At 73.1% G+C, this 16450-nt stretch carries 17 protein-coding genes; 8 read left to right on the forward strand and 9 right to left on the reverse strand.

All coding sequences use genetic code 11. The annotated features are described in order from the left end of the window. Nucleotides 1-19 precede the first annotated feature (19 nt). From IO39_RS37025 to IO39_RS37045, 5 genes are all read right to left on the reverse strand, one after another. Nucleotides 20-2515: a hypothetical protein gene (locus IO39_RS37025; protein ID WP_043633804.1), complete on the reverse strand. Its 2496-nt coding sequence runs from the start codon at nt 2513-2515 to the stop codon at nt 20-22. 8 nt (nt 2516-2523) lie between these two features. Further along, nucleotides 2524-4062, reverse strand: a complete 1539-nt coding sequence (locus IO39_RS37030) for a hypothetical protein (RefSeq protein WP_157549452.1) — start codon at nt 4060-4062, stop codon at nt 2524-2526. Next, entirely contained in the window at nt 4062-4562 is a 501-nt protein-coding gene (locus IO39_RS37035; RefSeq protein ID WP_157549455.1) for a hypothetical protein, read from the reverse strand. Before IO39_RS37035 ends, IO39_RS37030 begins: the two co-directional genes overlap by 1 nt. A gap of 10 nt (nt 4563-4572) precedes the next feature. After that, nucleotides 4573-5766, reverse strand: a complete 1194-nt coding sequence (locus tag IO39_RS37040; protein WP_169789187.1) for a CHAT domain-containing protein — start codon at nt 5764-5766, stop codon at nt 4573-4575. A gap of 287 nt (nt 5767-6053) precedes the next feature. Beyond that, entirely contained in the window at nt 6054-6446 is a 393-nt protein-coding gene (locus IO39_RS37045) for an STAS domain-containing protein (RefSeq protein ID WP_043633816.1), read from the reverse strand. A gap of 394 nt (nt 6447-6840) precedes the next feature. Here IO39_RS37045 and IO39_RS56275 point away from each other — a divergent pair, with 394 nt between their 5' ends. Beyond that, entirely contained in the window at nt 6841-7287 is a 447-nt protein-coding gene (locus IO39_RS56275) for an ATP-binding protein (protein WP_043633818.1), read from the forward strand. A 199-nt stretch (nt 7288-7486) separates the two neighbouring features. Here IO39_RS56275 and IO39_RS51330 read toward each other — a convergent pair whose 3' ends face one another. Further along, nucleotides 7487-8443: a tyrosine-type recombinase/integrase gene (locus IO39_RS51330; protein ID WP_084774127.1), complete on the reverse strand. Its 957-nt coding sequence runs from the start codon at nt 8441-8443 to the stop codon at nt 7487-7489. 408 nt (nt 8444-8851) lie between these two features. Here IO39_RS51330 and IO39_RS59185 point away from each other — a divergent pair, with 408 nt between their 5' ends. Then, a complete protein-coding gene (locus IO39_RS59185; protein ID WP_169789188.1) occupies nt 8852-9154 on the forward strand; it encodes an RICIN domain-containing protein in 303 nt (100 codons plus the stop codon). Nucleotides 9155-9371: 217 nt separating this feature from the next. Here IO39_RS59185 and IO39_RS37060 read toward each other — a convergent pair whose 3' ends face one another. Next, nucleotides 9372-9881 (reverse strand): IclR family transcriptional regulator, encoded by a 510-nt coding sequence (locus IO39_RS37060; protein ID WP_084774131.1) that lies wholly within the window; start codon nt 9879-9881, stop codon nt 9372-9374. Between IO39_RS37060 and IO39_RS55230 the strand changes: the two genes are divergently transcribed. Then, the gene (locus IO39_RS55230; RefSeq protein ID WP_245642504.1) at nt 9852-10100 is read left to right on the forward strand and encodes an MFS transporter; all 249 of its coding nucleotides are present in this window, start codon (nt 9852-9854) and stop codon (nt 10098-10100) included. The genes IO39_RS37060 and IO39_RS55230 overlap by 30 nt on opposite strands. A gap of 97 nt (nt 10101-10197) precedes the next feature. Here the strand turns inward: IO39_RS55230 and IO39_RS37065 are convergent, their stop codons facing one another. Continuing rightward, nucleotides 10198-10488, reverse strand: a complete 291-nt coding sequence (locus IO39_RS37065; protein ID WP_043633820.1) for a hypothetical protein — start codon at nt 10486-10488, stop codon at nt 10198-10200. Between the two features lie 106 nt (nt 10489-10594). On the opposite strand from IO39_RS37065, the gene IO39_RS37070 reads away from it, so the two are divergent. Together IO39_RS37070 and IO39_RS37075 are read left to right on the forward strand one after the other, a co-directional pair. After that, a complete protein-coding gene (locus IO39_RS37070) occupies nt 10595-11476 on the forward strand; it encodes a sigma-70 family RNA polymerase sigma factor (RefSeq protein WP_043633822.1) in 882 nt (293 codons plus the stop codon). A 169-nt stretch (nt 11477-11645) separates the two neighbouring features. Further along, a complete protein-coding gene (locus tag IO39_RS37075; RefSeq protein ID WP_043633824.1) occupies nt 11646-11987 on the forward strand; it encodes a DoxX family protein in 342 nt (113 codons plus the stop codon). Between the two features lie 98 nt (nt 11988-12085). Here IO39_RS37075 and IO39_RS37080 read toward each other — a convergent pair whose 3' ends face one another. Continuing rightward, nucleotides 12086-12730, reverse strand: coding sequence for a hypothetical protein (locus IO39_RS37080; RefSeq protein WP_157549461.1), 645 nt, complete (start codon nt 12728-12730; stop codon nt 12086-12088). 265 nt (nt 12731-12995) lie between these two features. Here IO39_RS37080 and IO39_RS37085 point away from each other — a divergent pair, with 265 nt between their 5' ends. The 3 genes from IO39_RS37085 to IO39_RS37090 all read left to right on the forward strand — a co-directional run bounded on the left by IO39_RS37085 (nt 12996) and on the right by IO39_RS37090 (nt 16405). Then, nucleotides 12996-14249 (forward strand): SGNH/GDSL hydrolase family protein, encoded by a 1254-nt coding sequence (locus IO39_RS37085; protein ID WP_043633830.1) that lies wholly within the window; start codon nt 12996-12998, stop codon nt 14247-14249. Nucleotides 14250-14495: 246 nt separating this feature from the next. After that, nucleotides 14496-14636, forward strand: coding sequence for a hypothetical protein (locus IO39_RS55235; RefSeq protein ID WP_157549464.1), 141 nt, complete (start codon nt 14496-14498; stop codon nt 14634-14636). Further along, complete coding sequence (locus IO39_RS37090; RefSeq protein WP_043633833.1) at nt 14633-16405, forward strand: ABC transporter ATP-binding protein; 1773 nt, start codon at nt 14633-14635, stop codon at nt 16403-16405. The genes IO39_RS55235 and IO39_RS37090 overlap by 4 nt, the downstream gene beginning before the upstream one ends. The last annotated feature ends 45 nt before the right edge of the window (nt 16406-16450 follow it).

Here is a 16450-nt window from a genome sequence, read left to right on the forward strand (position 1 = left end):
GCCGCGGCGGGCGGGACGGTCATGCTTCCTCGGGCCGCGGCGAACGCGCGATGTCGGCCACGACCCGGCGCACCTCGTCATACGTCAGCGGGCTGCCGCTGCGCAGCTGGACGTACTCGGCGCCGGCCGGCCCGGACTCCGCCAGCTCCCGCCAGTGGCGCTCCAGCCGGTTCCGGCTCGCCTGGAGCCGGCTGTACGCCTCCGACGTCCGTCGTCCCGGGCTGGTCACCAGGCTGGTCAGCGCGGCCTGGTACGCGGCCATGGCCTCGCGCTCGGCCTCGTACAAGTCGCCCGGCCGCGCCGGCACCGATTCGCCCAGCATCTCCAGAAGCCGGCGCGAGCGGGCGCCCTCGGCCAGGGTGAACGCCACAGCCTTGGGACGGTCCGGCCAGTCGCCTCCGTAGCCGAGCTCGCCCCGGTCCCTGACGACGAGATGGAGCAACCAGTCGGAGATCTCTCCCGCCCGGTCGGCCCGCTGGACCCGAATCTCCGGATCGTGCACGTGGCCGCGAATCCGGTCCTGCCACTCCAGCGCGCGGGCCAGGTTCCGGTAGGCCGCCGGTGGGTCGATCGCGGTCAGCGCACGGCCCAGCCGGGCCCGCCATTCGATCAGCGGGACGTAGAGATGGTCGCGTTCGAGCTTTTCGGCCATCTTCTCCAGCACGCGCGCCGCCTCGCCGTACTGGCCGTCGGCCCACAGCTTGATGCCCCTTTCGGCCCTGCGGCGGGCGGGTAGCCGGCCCCAGCCCGCCACCGAGTACAACGGCGCGATCTCCGGAGGCACGAACAGGGGCGCCGACGCCAGGACCGTCTGAAAGCCCTCGACCGCGATGAGCTTCGCGGCGATCTGCTGGAGAAAGTCCTCGAACTGCCGCTGCCGCTCGGCACGGTACCGCCAGAACAGCCGCCCGGTCAGCAGGGTGGAGAGCTGGTCCTCCATGTCGAGGACGGCGTAGTCATCCGGGCCGACGGCGCGGGCGAACTCCTCGAACGCCGTGACGACGTCAGGCAGGTCGACACCGCCGTCGATCACACCGTTCAGCAGGAAGAGGAGGAGCCGGGCCCGCTCGTGGAGCAGCGGCAGCACCTCGGCGTCCACCAGGGGCGTGACGATGTCGCGCGCGGCTTCCGGGCGCCGCAGCTCGGAGGCGACGAGCACGGCGGCGCGCAGGCGCTGATTCACGGCGTTGTTGACGAAGCCCGCATCCTCCATCCGGTCGGCGGCGAGCAACAGGGTGTCGGCCGCCTCCTGCAGGTAGCCGCGCGCCACCAGCGACTCCGCGTATGCCAGGGTGCAGTAGCCGAGCGCGGCGTTCAGGGCCTTGCGGCAGTTCTCCGCCTCCGGTTCGCCCAACCTCGGCAAGACCTGGCTCGTGACGGCCTGGCCCAGCTGTTCGGCCGAGTCCATGAAGGTCTGCTGCTCCTGTCCGGCCTCCGTGTCGAGCGAGGCCGCGCCCGCGGTGATCGTCTCGATCTGGGAACCGTGGACCCGGATGAGGAAGGGGTAGGGACGGCGTGGCCGCCCCAGGAAGGCGTCGGTCAGCCAGGCGGCGATCGTCTCGGCCCGGTAGCGAGGCGAGCCCACGGCCAGCAGGACGGCGTCGGACTGGAACATGCCGCCGCCGATCTGCTGCGGCAGCGCCGACAGGCAGGCCACCAGCGCCGCGAGCACGGTGAGCGCCGCCAGGCCGGTCCACATGAGCAGGGATTCGTCGCGGTGGAAAACACCCGTCGCGCACAGGACGAACGCTCCCTGGGCGAGCAGGACCTCGTACCCGTTGAAGGGCGCGACGCTCCATCGCGCTCGGGCCGGGCGGTCCTGGCCCGCGACCGCCCTCAGGACGACGACGGCGCGGATGGCCAGGCCGGCCCGATAGGCCGCCCAGAAGGCCAGCAGCATCGGCAGCGCCAGGCCGGGCAGCGGCCAGGCGTTGACCGCCCATTCGCCCACCGGGCCCGCCGCCAGCGCGATCGCCACGGCCAGGCGGGCCGTTGCGGCCAGGCGCAGGTCCCTGCGGCGATATCGAGTCAGCCGCCGCGAGGTCCACAGCAGCCAGCCGTACAGACCGGCCAGAGCCAGCCCGCCGGTGACGGCGAACCCGCCTCCCGCGGTCACGGTGAGCACCGGCGGCGCCAGGGCGGCCAGGCTCAGCGCCAGCGTGGGGACGCGGGCGGCCGGTCCGGCGGGCGCGGTCGGCGGCGGGTCTCCGAAGGAGGCGGCCTGACGTGCGGTGACCCGCCGCTCCACGAGCAGGACGAGCTCCCCGGCGGCGACGAGCGAGGCCCACCACAGCGCCGCGTCCCACCCCGCGCCCGCCAGGAGCAGCGCCGGCCCGCCGCCGAGCGCGGCGGCGATCCCGGTGCGCAGGCCGAGCAGGCAGCCCGCGCCGTACAGCAGCGCGGCCGCCAGCACGCCGGAGCGGTCCAGCCCGGCCGGCGAGGAGGCGAGCAGCCACGCCAGGGCTGCCCAGCCCAGGAAGCGGAGCAGCGCGCCGCCGGGCTCGGACGGGGGCATCTGGCCTCCTACGGTGTGGTGACGAGATAGACGTTGCTGCCGGCGATGCCGGCCAGGAACCGGTCGAGCCGGTCGGCGCGGACGGCGAGCACCAGGCCCGACCGGGCGGCGTCCATGACCAGGACGTCGGCCGTCTCGACGGCGGCGCGGCCGGGCTCGGCGGGGACCAGGCGGACGGTGGCACTGACGCCGGGCGCGGCCGTGTCGGCCATGAGGCGGGCGGCGTCGGGCCGCACGGTCACGATCTCCCGCCCGACGAGCGCGCCGCGCTCCAGCTTCGGGCCGAGCCCCGCGGGGTCGATCACCGCGCCCGCCGGGATGGGACGAAGGGGATAGCGGCCCGTGACCAGGTGCGCCGTGCCTCCATGCACCTCCCCTTCCCGGATGAGACGGTACGGCGCGAGCGGCCCCGCGGCCTTGAGCGGCACGGCCGGGCCGGCAGTCCGCCAGGCGGCGACGGCCGCGCCGGACAGCCCCGCGAGGAGCGCGGCCAGCAGCAGCCACGGCCCGATGCGCAGCGTGCGCGGCGGCGGCCCGGATGCCTGGGGCGGCTTGTCCTCGGTGGTGGCCGGGCGTTCCGTGGTCGCCTGGGGCGGTTTTTCCTCGGTGGTGGCCGGGCGTTCCGTGGTCGCCTGGGGCGGTTTTTCCTCGGTGGTGGCCGCGCGTTCCGTGGTCGCCTGCTCCGGTTCCCGGCCGTGATCGTCCGGAGGCGTGATCCGGTCGTCGTCGGCGGCGCCGACGACCCAGAGCTGGTCCAGCCGCCGCCACTGCTCGGCCTCCTCCGCCGGGCCGGCGGGCCTCCGCAGGCCCAGCGCGTCCAGCAGCGCGAAGCGGTGCACGTCGAAGGCGGCGCGGAACAACTGGCCGTACGGTCCGGCGCTGCGGACGGCGCCCCGGTAGGCCAGCCACGCGACCAGGCACCCGCCCCAGACACACAGCAGCACGCCGTACCAGGGCAGCAGCCAGATCGCCAGACCTCCGGCGACGACGGCGAAGGCCAGGCCGAGCCCGCTGAGGGTCACCATGAGCTCCAGGTCGGCGGCGGCCGTGGCGAACGTCTGCTGGAAGCTCTCGGGCAGGGTCACGTACAGGCGAGGCCAGGCGGTGACGCCGTCGATCAGGTACCGCTCGCGGGGATGTTCCTCGGCGCCACGCAGAAGGTTGCCCAGCTCGGTGGGCAACAGCAGGTCGTCGTCGGCCGGGTAGAGGTCTCGCCGTCGGCCCGTCATGTGTCGCAGGCGGCAGCGGGCGGCCAGCGCCCGCCCGCCGGGCAGACCGGCCCAGTAGCCCTCGTACCAGCGCATCAGGGCGGCACGCTGCGCCGCGACGAGCTGCCCCGCCACCAGCGTGACCACCAGGACGAGGACCCCCAGCAGGACGTGGACCTCCACGTCGAGCCCGGACCACCAGGTGGCGCTCGCGCTCCAGCCGAAGCCCGCGGCCGCGACCGCGGCGACGGCGGCCAGGAACGCGAGCACCGGCAGGAAGGCCGTGGTCAGGAGCCTGCGGTCGAGCACCCCCGACGCCGCCTCGACGAGTCCCCCCATCAGGTCTGCCAGTAGGGCCGGAAGGCGTGGCCGCCGCGGCACCGGTAGGTCTTGGCCCTGCTGAACCGGGTGAACTCGTTGGTGAGGCCGCACACCCCGCAGCGGATCCGCGCGGCCGGGGCGGGCCGCGCACGCTCGCCGTACGTCGTGTGGTCGCTGCCGAGCTGCCGTCCGGCCACGGACGCCGTGATCCGCTGGAGCTCATCGCGCAGGACCTGCACGGTCACGACGCCGACCGGCCGTCCCTCGCGCGTCACGACGATCCCCGGCGCGCCCTCGACGAGCACGCCCAGGACATCGGGCGAGCTCACCACCGCCGCCACAGGCGTGTCGGCGGCGACGGCGTACGCCGGGCCGGCGCCCTCCGGCCCCACCAGCCCCGCCGCACCGCCGTCCACGTCCACCAGGACGGACAGCCCCTCGACCGCCCCTTCCGGCAGGGAGGCGACCACGGGGACGTCCGCCATCACCTCCGAGACCAGCCGTGCCGAACCGGCCATGTCCACCCCCTCACCACCAGTCGCCGACGAGGACGAACGGCGCCCAATGGTAGGGATCGTCGAACACCCGCCGGTCCAGGTCCGATGCGGCCGGCTGGTCACGCATCAGCCGTGCCTGCAGAGATCCCACGCGTGCCGCCCCGGCCTGCTCGGCGGTCAGGCCGGGCCGCGCGCGGATCGTCTCGTACAGCTCCTCGGCGGCCGCGAAATCCCGGCCCGCCATGTGCAGCGCGGCGACCTCCAGGTCGACGGCCCCGACGGAGACGTCGTCCAGCCCGCGCCTGCCGCGTGCCTCCCGCGCGAAACTCAGCACGTCGCCGATCGTGCGCTCGCGCAGCCAGCTCTGGGCCCGCTGCAACGCGTGCACCTTGGGGCAGCCCTCGGTGAGCTGTGCGTAGAACCGGGTCAGCAGCATGCTCGTGGACAGTTCGTCCACCCGCCACAGGGTCACCAGCACCGACGGGGCTCCGGCGTACAGCAGGGCCCGGGTGAGGCCCACGAGCTCGTCACCCGGTTGCCGCCCGCTCAGGCCGGTCTCGCACGCGCCGAGGGTGACCAGGTCGACGTCGAGGGACAGGTTCAGAAAGTCCTGCGCGGTGAAGCGTCCGTCGGCCAGTTCGATGCCCGAGTTCATGGGGTCCTCGGCGTCGAACACGCCGTGAGCGGCGATGTGCAGGACGTCGTAGGAGCCGAGCTTCGACATGCGCGAGCGTTTGACGCTCCTTCCGGACAGCACCTCGGCGTCGCCGAAGTGGCCGGCCACCGCCAGCGCCTGCTCTCGCACGAAGACCAGGGGACCGCCGTGCCCCGGGTCGGCCATGACCAGGGCGGAAGACCGACGGCCCGTGCTCTTGGCCCGGCAGTAGCGCAGCACCGACGCGCTGGGGGAGTAGGCGACGGGATGGCGTTCGGCCAGCGGCACCCCGCCGACGGGTACGGCGTGCAGGGGCAGCAGGTGGAGGGCGTCGTGAGGAACGAGATAGACGAGCTCACCGGGCTCGGCCCAGTCCGCCACAGGAGCCAGCAGTCCCACCAGCCGGCGATCGGCGAGCGCCGCGCCCAGCGCGCCGTGGTCGCCGGTGAGCGGGGCCCGCGCGGTCGCGACCAGATCCCGCACGTCATCCCTCCCCAGAGGCACGTCGGCGATCTCGGGCTCGTCCCGGTCGGGGCGCACGCCGAAGAGGAAGACGGCGTCCCTCGTCACGTGGAGTTCCACGAGCAGCACACCCGGTACATCGCCGGGCGGGCCGGAAACGTTCCACCGCCGGGCGGCGGATCACCGACCAGGACGAAGAGCTCTGCGCCGGCTACGTCTGCGCGGGTGCCGGGCTCCGGCCGGTGTGATGCCGGTAGCCGGCGGGCGCACCGCCCGCCCCATCGGGTGCAACACCTTCATGTCTGGCCGCGCCGCCATACCTTGCTTACTTCAGGTCGCCTGCGGGAAGAGCGGCGTCGCGTGGGTAGCGCGAAGACAATGTCCGATGTCGCATGTCAGAACGGCGGGCACGGCGCGGGGCCGGGCCCCTGCGGATCGGTCACCTCCGTTACCGGGCGCAGCCGCTGGTGCGCATCCGGCCGCCAGCCGAGCAGCGCCAGCAGGTCGTGCACGGTGGCCGGCGCGTGCAGCAGGACCAGCGCGCGAGACGGCGGAAGACGGGCCGCCGTGTGCACGATCAGCTGCAGGCCCGCCGCGTCGATGAAGGTCAGCTCGGACAGGTCGAGGTGGATGTCGGCCTTGCCGGTGCGAAGCGCCCAGGCCAGCGCGCGGGCCAGTGACGGCCGGCCGGCACGGTCGATGTCGCCGCGCACGCGCAGGCCGAAAGGATGCACCATGGGCAGCACGCCGGCACCGTGGTCGGCGCCGTCGTTGTTCTGGTCGGTCATCGCACTCCACGCCACAATGGGCTGCTCGGGGCAGAGCCGTACCGTTCACGGGTCGGCCACCGTGGGGGCAGGCCAGGACACGGGCGCCCGCGCCGAAGGCGCCACGAGGCGATCGCCGGAAGCAACGGCGCCCGGCGTGCCACGCGATCGCCCGGCTACGGCACATCGGGCGAAGGAGGGAGCAGATGCCGGGCGATCAACCTTTCCCGCCGGGCACCGGCCAGGCCACCGCGCCGGCCGCGGATCAGGCGGCCGCGGGCGCTCTGACCGGGGGCGCTCTGACCGGGGACGCCAGGGCCGCGCCCGGCTCGGCTCGCTTGCTCGGTCGCCTCACCTTCTGCCCTCACTCGTGCGCTTTACGCCACCACCCGCCCGATCCAGAGGCGAGGTAGCCATGCAAGCTCCCATCCGGCTGGACTGCTCCATCACCTACAACCTGGGGCTCATCCGGGACCTCATCCGGGTCTACGCCCGCCACGCGGGACTGCGCGGCGCGCGGACAGACCATCTGGTGATCGCGGTCAACGAAGCCGTCACCAACGTCCTGGACCACGGCGGCAGCGGCACGGTGACCGCCTACACCATCCCGACCAGCGTCATCGTGGAGATCTGCGACCGCGCCGGCCGGCTACGGGCCGAACACCTGACCGCCGCCGATCCTCTGCCCGCGCCCCCGGCCGACCCCGAGCGGCTGGGCCTGTGGCTGATCCGCCGCCTGTGTGACGAGGTCAGCCTCGACCACCCGCACGGCCACAGCCGGCTACGGCTGCGCATGACCCTGCCCGTCGCCGCGTACCTGCGGCCATGGCGCGGCGGCGACCCCTCCTCCGCGGCCGGCTGACCCCCGCCCCAGCTCCCGGACCCTCGTGCACGACGCCGCCGGCGAAGTACGCGCCGAGGCCGGTGGCGCAGGCCGGTGGCGCAGGCCGGCGGCGCAAGTCGGCGGCGCAAGTCGGCGGCGGTTTCGTGGGCGGGGACAACAGGGCGGCTTTCGCGGGCGGGGACAACAGGGCGGCTTTCTCGGGCGGGACAACAGATGGTCAGCGGGGGCGCCGCCGCGCGGCGGGGTCGTGTTCGGCGGTGATGCGGGCGGCGGTCTCGTCACCCAGCCGCACGTACCGCCCGAGGCTGGACAGGTGCTGGTGGCGGCTCTTGGCCTGCAGTTCGGGGGCGGTGCGGCCGGCGGCGGCCAGATGGGTCAGCGCGCTGTGGCGGAGCTGGTGCAGCGTCCAGCCTTCGCCGTGCGGGTCGAGGCCGGCGGAGGCGGTCTTGAACAGGTGCTCGGCGCGGGGATAGGACAGGCGGCCGCGGCCGGTGACGGGGCAGATGTCGGCCGCCGCGGGCGCGCGCCGCCCGGAGGTGGGGGCGCGCCGGTCGGCCAGGAAGACCGGGCCTGCCTGGCGGCCTTGGAGCAGTCGGGGCAGCAGGCGGGCGGCGGCGGTGGCCCAGTGCACGTGTTCGATGCCGCCGCCTTTCGATCTGACGCGGGCGCGGCGGAGCTCGGGGTCGAGGTCCTCGACGTTGAGCGCGAGGATCTCTTCCGCCCGGGCCGCCGTCTCGTACAGGAGCCGCCACAGGACTCGTTCCCGGAGCGGGTGGCGGTCGTCGGTGAACAGCTTCTCCAGCAGGTCGGCCGGGATGGCGCGGTCGTCCCGGCGCACGGTGGCGCGGCGGGTCAGACGGCGGGCGGGGTTGGTGGCGAGAAGGTCCTGGCGCTGGGCCCAGGTGGTGAAGGAGACCAGCGCGGACAGGTGCCGGTTCCAGGTGCCCGCGGCCGCGGTGTCCCAGGCGGCCATGACGCCGGCGTAGTGCTCGGGTTCCAGCTCGGCGACGGGGTGGTGTGCTCCGGTGACCGCGGTCAGGCGGGCCAGGGTGCGGGCGTAGCCCGTGCGGGTGGTGGCCGCTCGCAGGGAGTCAAGGAAGTGTGCGACGGCGCTGGCCACGGTGGAGGGGCCGGGCGAGAGGGACGCCGGACTCGGGGAAGCCGCATCCGGCATGACCACCTCCGGAGATGGGTGTGCCCCGACCCTACCGAGCCGGCACCTATACGGAGGGTAATGAGCTGGTATCGCTGCTCCAATCCGCGTCTGTGAGAGATAACAGGGATTCTCTGTCGCAGGTCAGTGAGCTCTCACCTTCACGATCTATTACTGACCGTCACTGCATCAATACCGTCGGTGAGAAAGGTTCTGGTGTGCGGCGCCCCGCCGGTGACCGGTGCGGTGCGGGCTGCTTGCTCAGCTCCGCCCGGCGCAACGTCGCGGTGGTCGCCACACCCCGAGCCGCCCCCCGAAGAGAGGAGTCTCTCATGCACACCGGCACCCTCACCCGGCTGCTGGCCGCGACGGTCGTCAGCGCGGCCGCGCTGGCCCTGGCAGCCGCGCCGGCATCGGCGGCGATCCGAGGTGGCGCGCAGGCCGCGCTCCAGGCACAGGTCCAGGGCGTGTGCCTGGATACGACCAACAGCCGGGCCAACAACACGAACGTCCGTCTGTTGCCTGGATCACCCGAACCAGCGGTGGGTCATCCGGGACGGTCACATCGTCGTGGAGGACACCGTCGGCAGCGGACGGGAGGTGTGCCTGGACGCGACCAACAGCCGGGCCAACAACACGAACGTCCGTCTGTGGTCCTGCCTGGATCACCCGAACCAGCGGTGGGTCGTCCAGGAAGGCCACATCGTCGTCGAGGACTCCCTGAGGCCCTGACCTGAGCAGGCGGCCGGCGCATCCGGCCGCGCCCGGCAGGCCCGGCCCGGGCTCGCCGCCGACCGCCTGCGAATGATCGTGATGCCCGGCTCTCGTCGTCACGGGCCGGGCATACCGTCTGCGAATGATCGTGATGCCCGGCCCCCCGTCGTCACGGGCCGGGCATCACGTCATGAGGAGCTGGAGACCACACCCTCCGTCCCGGGGATGAGGAGCGTCATCCATCCCCGCCCGTCGCCTCCGCGGGCCGTCCCGGCTGCACGTCCAGGGCCCGTTCGAGCGCCAGGCCGGTCAGCTGCAGCGGACGGACCAGCGGCCAGGCGTGCTCGTCGTTGGGCACCACCATGCCGAGGGCGGCGACCACGTGCCCGGCCATCCGGATGGGGACGGAGATGCCGGTGGCGTCGGGGTGGATGTGCCCGGGGCAGAAGGCGAACCCGTTGCGCCGCACCTCGGCGAGCGTCGCGCGCAGGGTCCTGGCGTCGGTGATCGTGTGCGGCGTGTACGCCCGCAACGGCCGGCGCAGCACCCGTTCCCGCAGCTCGGCGGGGGCGTGCGCGAGCAGGACCAGGCCGCCGGAGGAGGCGTGCAGGGGCAGCCGGCCGCCGATCTGGGTGACGGTGACGACCGCGCCCGGCGCGATCAGGCGTTCGACGAACAGCACCTCCTCCCCGTCGAGGATGCCGAGCTGCACCGAGTGGCCGACCACGTGGTGCAGGTCGCCCATGAACTGCGGCTGGCCGACCGTGTCGGCCGGCGCGCCCTGATCCTGGCCTGCCTGGTCGTCGCGTCGGCGGGGATGCTGCTGTCGGCCGCCGCCCAGGACGCCGTGCAACTCGGGCTGCTGCGCGTGCTCACGGGCGTCGGCATCGGCGGCATCCTGGCCGGCAGCAACGTCATCTGGCAGCGGCTGGCGGCCCGGGCCGCCGCCGGCCGCCTCACCTGACGAGGCGCCTCGATCCCGCTCCGGCGGTGATCGCGTGTCATCGTGATTTCGGGTGGCGGCTCCGCTCCGGGCCGCCTTCTGCCGGCCTTGTTCGCCGTCAGGGCTGGTCGTGGCAGGAGGCGACCGCGTCGAGATGGGCGTCGAGGGCGGTCAGGTCGGGGCGGTCGAAGGTCGCCTGGGTGCCGGCCCATGCGGTGTTGTCCGCGCGGTAGGCGGCGATGACGTCGCCGGCGCTGGTGCCGGTCATGGCCGCGACCTGGTCGGCCACGTCAGGTGACAGGCCCTGGGTACGAGCGAGGAACCCGATCGCCTCCGTGAGGCCGTCGGCGTCCTCGCAGAGAAGACGCCGCTCGATCCAGCGGGTGAAGCCGCTGTGGAAGCGGGTCACCGGGACAGCTCGTGGACAGGAAGTGACGTCATGGCTCCTCCGTCATGGTGACCGATATGTCGTAAGTATCGTTCTCCGTTGACGCTGATCACAGGAGGAACGTGACATGGACGAACATCATTGGCTCGCGGAGCGGTTCACCGAGCATCGCTCGCACCTGCGCGCGGTGGCCTTCCGGCTGCTCGGATCGCTGAGTGAGGCCGACGATGCGCTTCAGGACGCCTGGCTGCGTGCCAGCCGCGCCGATGTCGGCCAGGTGCACAACATCGCCGGCTGGCTGACCACGGTGGTGGCTCGGGTGTGCCTGAACATGCTGCGTTCACGTGGCAACCGGCGCGAGGAGCCGCTGGACATCCAGGCGGCTGATCCGCTGCTGGGCCCCGCATCGGCGGGCAATCCCGAACAAGAGGTGGAGATGGCCGACTCGGTGGGGGTGGCCCTGCTGGTGGTGCTCGACACCCTGAGCCCGGCCGAGCGGCTTGCCTTCGTGTTGCACGACCTGTTCGCCGTGCCGTTCGAGGAGATCGCCCCGATGCTGGAGCGTTCGCCGGAGGCGACCCGGCAACTGGCCAGCCGTGCCCGCCGCCGGGTCAAGGGGGCCGCGCCCGCGCCGCAGGCCGATCTGACCCGCCGGCGGGAGATCGTCGAAGCCTTCCTGGCCGCCACGCGCGGCCGGGATTTCCAAGCGCTGATCACGCTGCTGCACCCCGAGGTCGTGCTCCGGGCGGACAAGGCCGTCATGCTGACCGCCGAGCCCGTCACCGTCCACGGAGCCGAGCCGGTCGCCAAGGGCGCGATGGCCGCCATGCAGCGGGCACAGTTCACCGGGCTCGCCCTGCTCGACGGCGCCGTCGGCCTCGTGATGGCGCCCCACGGCCGCCTGCGGGTGGCACTCACGTTCACGATCGTCGACGGTCTCGTCACCGCCATCGACGTCATCGCCGAATCCGACCGTCTCGATCGGCTCGATCTGGCGGTCCTCGACTGACAGGGGCGGGAGGTGGATCGCCCGGATCCACCTCCCGGCCGCCCGCTCCTGGCATGTGACGCACATCACACTCGCCGCCGGTCACATCGCCGCGAGGCGGCGGGTCGAGGCAGTGACGGACTCACCGCTGCGGCCCCGGCCCAGCGTCACCGAAGCAAGGAGCACCCCAATGGTTCACGTCATCGTCACCGTTCTCGCCGCCGCCTGGGTGGCCTTCTCCGCCTACGCCATCCTCACGCGCGCCGCGTGGGTCGTCCAACCGCTGACGACGTATGGTGTGCCGAGCTCGTGGTGGCCGTGGCTGGGCGCCGCCAAGGCCGCGGGCGCGGCGGGCCTGCTGGCCGGCCTGCTCGTGCCGGTGATCGGCATCCTGGCCGGAATCGGCCTGGTCGTGTACTTCACCGGGGCCGTCATCACCGTGCTCCGCGCACGCTCCTACGCGACGGTCGTCTACCCGGTGCTGTACCTCGCACCGGTGCTCGCCGCCCTCATCCTGGGAGCCTCCGCCTGACGACACGGCCAGAACTCCGTGCATGGGCTTCGCCGTGCATGATCAGGGCGTACGGAGGAGAGCTCCGAAGACGCCGCCCCATCGAGGACGAGAGGGCTCTACCCGCTCTGCGGGGAGTCCGGCCAGTAAAGGATCGCCTGCCGGGCGGCGGCCGCGATGGCGGCGCCATCGAGTTCGGCGATGCTGAGCTCCACCCCGCCGAGGGGCCACTCCACGGCGAGTTCGAACCTCTCGCCGGGAGGCGATGGCCACAGCCACAGCCCCCAGGTCGTGACACCCGTGTCGGCGTCACCGCTGCGCATGGACATGCTGGGGAGCAGCAGGGACAGCTGCGGGCCCGGTGGCGGATCCTGCGGGGGGCGGGTTCTGTCCAGGCGTTGTCCGACGGTGGTGGCCTTGGCGCCGCCGGCGAAGCGCACGCCGAAGCGCAGCAGCTGGTCCGGCAGCGGCTGATCGGCCCGCACCCCGGTGACCATGTGCGGGAACACGGCCAGCTGGAGAGCCTGGAAGTCGTCGGGGGACAGAGCCTCCCGCCGGGTGGCGATGTCCACGTTGATCAGGCAGCCGGTGCTGAACGCCTGGATCGCCGGCACGGTGATGGCGACGTTGGGGGTGCGGGCCAGCACCAGCCCGCCGGCCATCACCGCGCCCATCTCGTCCGACGGCGGGGCGGACCAGGGCGGCCATTCGGGTTTGGGCGGGCGAGATGATTCTTCCTGAGCCGGCGGGGGTTCGAAGAACACGCTCTCACCGTACGGAATCCGGCGGGCCGTGTGATGTGCGGATCGGGAATCCCGGGCTGGAGAAGGGGGCCGGCGGCGCCTGGAGAAGGGGGCCGGCGGCGCCTGGAGGAGGGGGCCGGCGGCGCCTGGAGGAGGCCGTGGAGCATGACGGGGACCGGGGGTGAGGATGCTCCTGCCGGGGGCCGGCCGGTTGACGCGGTTGGTGCGGCATGTTGTGATCCACGCATGCGCATTTCGTACTTATTTAGTAGGAAATGAGAGGGTCATGGCGTTCATCCAGCGTGCCGCCGCGGTTGTCATGCTCCTGGTGAGCGCGGCGGGCCTCCAGGTCGTGCAGGGTGGACCGGCGCAGGCGGCTCCGCCCACCGCCGCCGTCGCGCTCGGCGACAGCTTCGTCAGCGGGGAGGGCGCGGGCGACTACCAGCCCGTCGTCGACGCCTCCGGTGCGGCACAGGCCTTCCCCGGCTGGTCGGCGCCCAACAGCAACGCCTACTTCTGCCACCGGTCGGCGAACGCCTCGGTGTTCGCGGCCTCGCTCCCGGGCATCCGGCAACGGTTCAACCTCGCCTGCTCCGGCGCCCAGCCCGCCGACCTCACCACCCCCGCGAGCGCCCGGCCCGAGGGCCGCGCCGTCGCCGCGCAACTCGCCCAGCTGCGCGCCGTCGCCCAGACGCACGACATCGACGTCGTCCTCGTCGGGCTCGGCTCCAACAACACCCAGTTCACCTTCGGCGACGTGGCCACGCTGTGCGCCAACCGCTTCATCGCCGACGCCTGGACGGGCTGGTGGGAGTTCTGGGCCTATCTGAAGGGCGAGGTGCCGCAGAAGCCCTGCACCGCCGCGGACCTGGCCACCGACGCCGAGATCGCCGCCGCCACCGCCGAGACCACCGCGGCCCTGCGCCGGCTCCTCGACACCCTCGCCCAGGTCGACGCCGACGGCACCCACCAGGTGATTCTGCAGACCTACACCAACCCGCTGCCGCCCGACCTCGCCCCGCAGTACCACGACGAGGACGGCCGCACCGACACCCGCGACAAGTTCCGCGCCCTCGGCGCAGAGCGCTACGCCGCCGGGTGCCCGATCCACCGTGCGAGCCTCGCCCCCGGGCGCGTGTTCTCCCAGAACCTCGGCTCCCTGGTCAAGAACGCGCATGCCACGCTGGCAGCCGAACGCCCGGCGGCCGACCTGCGCGTCCTGGACGTCCAGCGGGCCTTCGACGGGGCCAGGCTCTGCGAGAACCCCGGCAGCCCGGCGGGCGCGCTCGCGACGCCGGTCCGGGTGCAGGACGGGCCGTCCGGCACGTTCGTCACCAGCCTGTCCGGCTGGGACAAGCTCGACATCCAGCGGGCGGCGAACACCTGCGTCACCTACTTCCAGACCTGCCAGGAGTCGTGGCACCCCAACGCCGCCGGCCACACGGTCCTCGGCCAGTGCCTGACCGGCGCCGTCACCGCGGCGCCCCGCGCGAGCGTCACGTGCGCCCGTGACGGGAACGGCACGCTCACCATCTCCTGACGTCTTCTCAGCGTCGCGTCCGGCTGCCCGGAGCCGGACGCGCCGCGAGATGCGCCTCCAGCCGGGCCACAGCGTACGCCTCCAGCCGGGCCACAGCGTACGCCGCCGCGCGGACGGCACCGTCTTGAACGCGCTGCCTCTGCGCGTCGCGCCGCGCCGTCGGCGCGGGCTCAGTGCGGGCGAGGTCTGGCGGTGAAGGTGGCGTTCTCGGGGATGCTGAGCAGGCCGCGTCCGACACCGTAGCGGATGGTGTCGCGCGGGGTGGTGGTGATCGAGGACGGCCGGATCATCGAGGACGGCCCGCACGAGGCCCTGATCGAGGCCGGCGGCCGGTACGCCGAGCTGTTCCGGCTGCAGGCGAAGCGTTTCCAGGAGGCCTCGCCGTGATCGGCCCGTTCCGTTTCGTCCTCACGCTCGGGCCCCGTACCGATCTGGCCAGGACTCCGATCGTCGTGGCGGTGGCGATTCTCGAGCAGGCGACCGGGGTCGGTCTCGCGATTCTGCTCGGGCTGTTCAGCGAGGCGGCGAGCCGCCACGCGACGAGCACGGTGCTGGTGCTGTCGCTGTGCCTGGCCGTGTTCGTGATGCTCACCCAGGGCACGTTCATCGCCGGCTATTTCACCCGGCTCCGCCTGTCGGAGGAGATCCAGAACGAGGTCGAGCGCCGGTTCATCGACGTGGCCGGCACGACGCCGACGCTGGAGATCCACGAGAGTCCGGGCCGTGCCGGCAGGGTGGCCGCGGTTCGCGCTGGCCGGGCCGACCTCCGGGAGGGCTTCGACCGGGTTCTGTGGCTCACCGGGGCCGTGCTGGTCTGGGTGTCGTCAGCCCTGCTGATGGCCTCGGTCGTTCCGATCCTCGCGGTCCTGCCGCTCTTCGCCGTCCCGGTCCTGCTGGCCACCCGGAGGGCCGACCGCGCACGCGCTGCAGCCGTCGAGCGGACGGCGTCGCGTACCAGGCTGGCCGAGCACCTGTTCACGCTGGCCACCACGGCCGGGCCCGGCCGCGAGACCCGGCTGTTCGGTTTGGCGGGCGAGCTGCGCCGGCGGCACCGCGAGCAGTGGGACCGCAGCGGCCGTGACATCGTCGTGGCCGAGCTGCGGTCCCGGACACCGCTCGCGCTGGCCTGGGTGTTGTTCGTGCTGGCCTACGCGACCGGGATCGTCCTGATGGTGCGGGCCGGTTTGACCGGTGACGCCTCGCTCGGCCTCATCATCGCGGCCATCGCGGTCAGCAGCCAGGTCGTCGGGCAGGCGCAGGCCCTGCTGAGCCAGATCTTCTGGGTGTTCGAGTCGGTACGGGCCGCGCGGGTGTTCCTGGAAGTCGTCGCGGAAGGCGCCGCGGAGCGGGCGGCCGTCGTGCCGGTCTCGCCGGCGGCGGTTCCGTCCCGGTTGGAGAGGGGCATCACGCTGGAGGGGCTTGGTTTCCGGTACTGGAACCGGGATCGGCCTTCGCTGCACGGGGTCGACCTTGAGCTGCCGGCCGGCGCCGTGGTGGCCCTGGTCGGCGAGAACGGCGCGGGGAAGTCGACCCTGGTGAAGCTGCTCTGCGGTCTCTACCGGCCGGGGGCGGGCCGCGTTCTGGTGGACGGGACCGATCTCGCCGAGTTCGCCCCGGAGCGGTGGCGTGCCCGGGTCACGGCGGCCTTCCAGGATCCGTACCACCTGGAGATGTCGCTGGGGGACTCGGTCGGGCTGGGCTCGCTCGAACACGGCGACGACGCGGAACGGATCCTGGAGGCGTTGCGGACCGCCGGCGGGACGCGGCTGCTGGACTCGCTGCCGGAAGGGCTCCGGACCCGGCTCGGCCGCGCGTCGTGGGACGGGAAGGGATTGTCCGGTGGCCAGTGGCAGACGGTCGCGAACGCCCGCGCCGCGATGCGGCCAGAGCCGTTGCTGCGGGTCCTGGACGAGCCGACCGCCAGCCTGGACGCGCGGGCCGAGGAGTGGCTGTTCGAGCAGTACGCCGGTCTGGGCCGCTCGCGGGGAGGCGTGACCGTCCTGGTCACGCACCGCCTGACGACCGCTCAGGCGGCCGACCTCATCGTCGTGCTGGACCGCGGCAGGGTCGCCGAGGTCGGCACCCACGCCGCGCTGAGCCGCTCCGGCGGGCTTTACGCCGAACTGTTCCGCTTGCAGGCGCGGTACTTCACCTGACAGGCGCGCCCGTGACGGGTCCTGCCCGCGCGGCACCGGCGCCGG

The sequence above is a fragment of the Nonomuraea candida genome (genome assembly GCF_000725485.1).
In the GTDB taxonomy this organism is placed as follows: Bacteria; Actinomycetota; Actinomycetes; order Streptosporangiales; family Streptosporangiaceae; genus Nonomuraea; species Nonomuraea candida.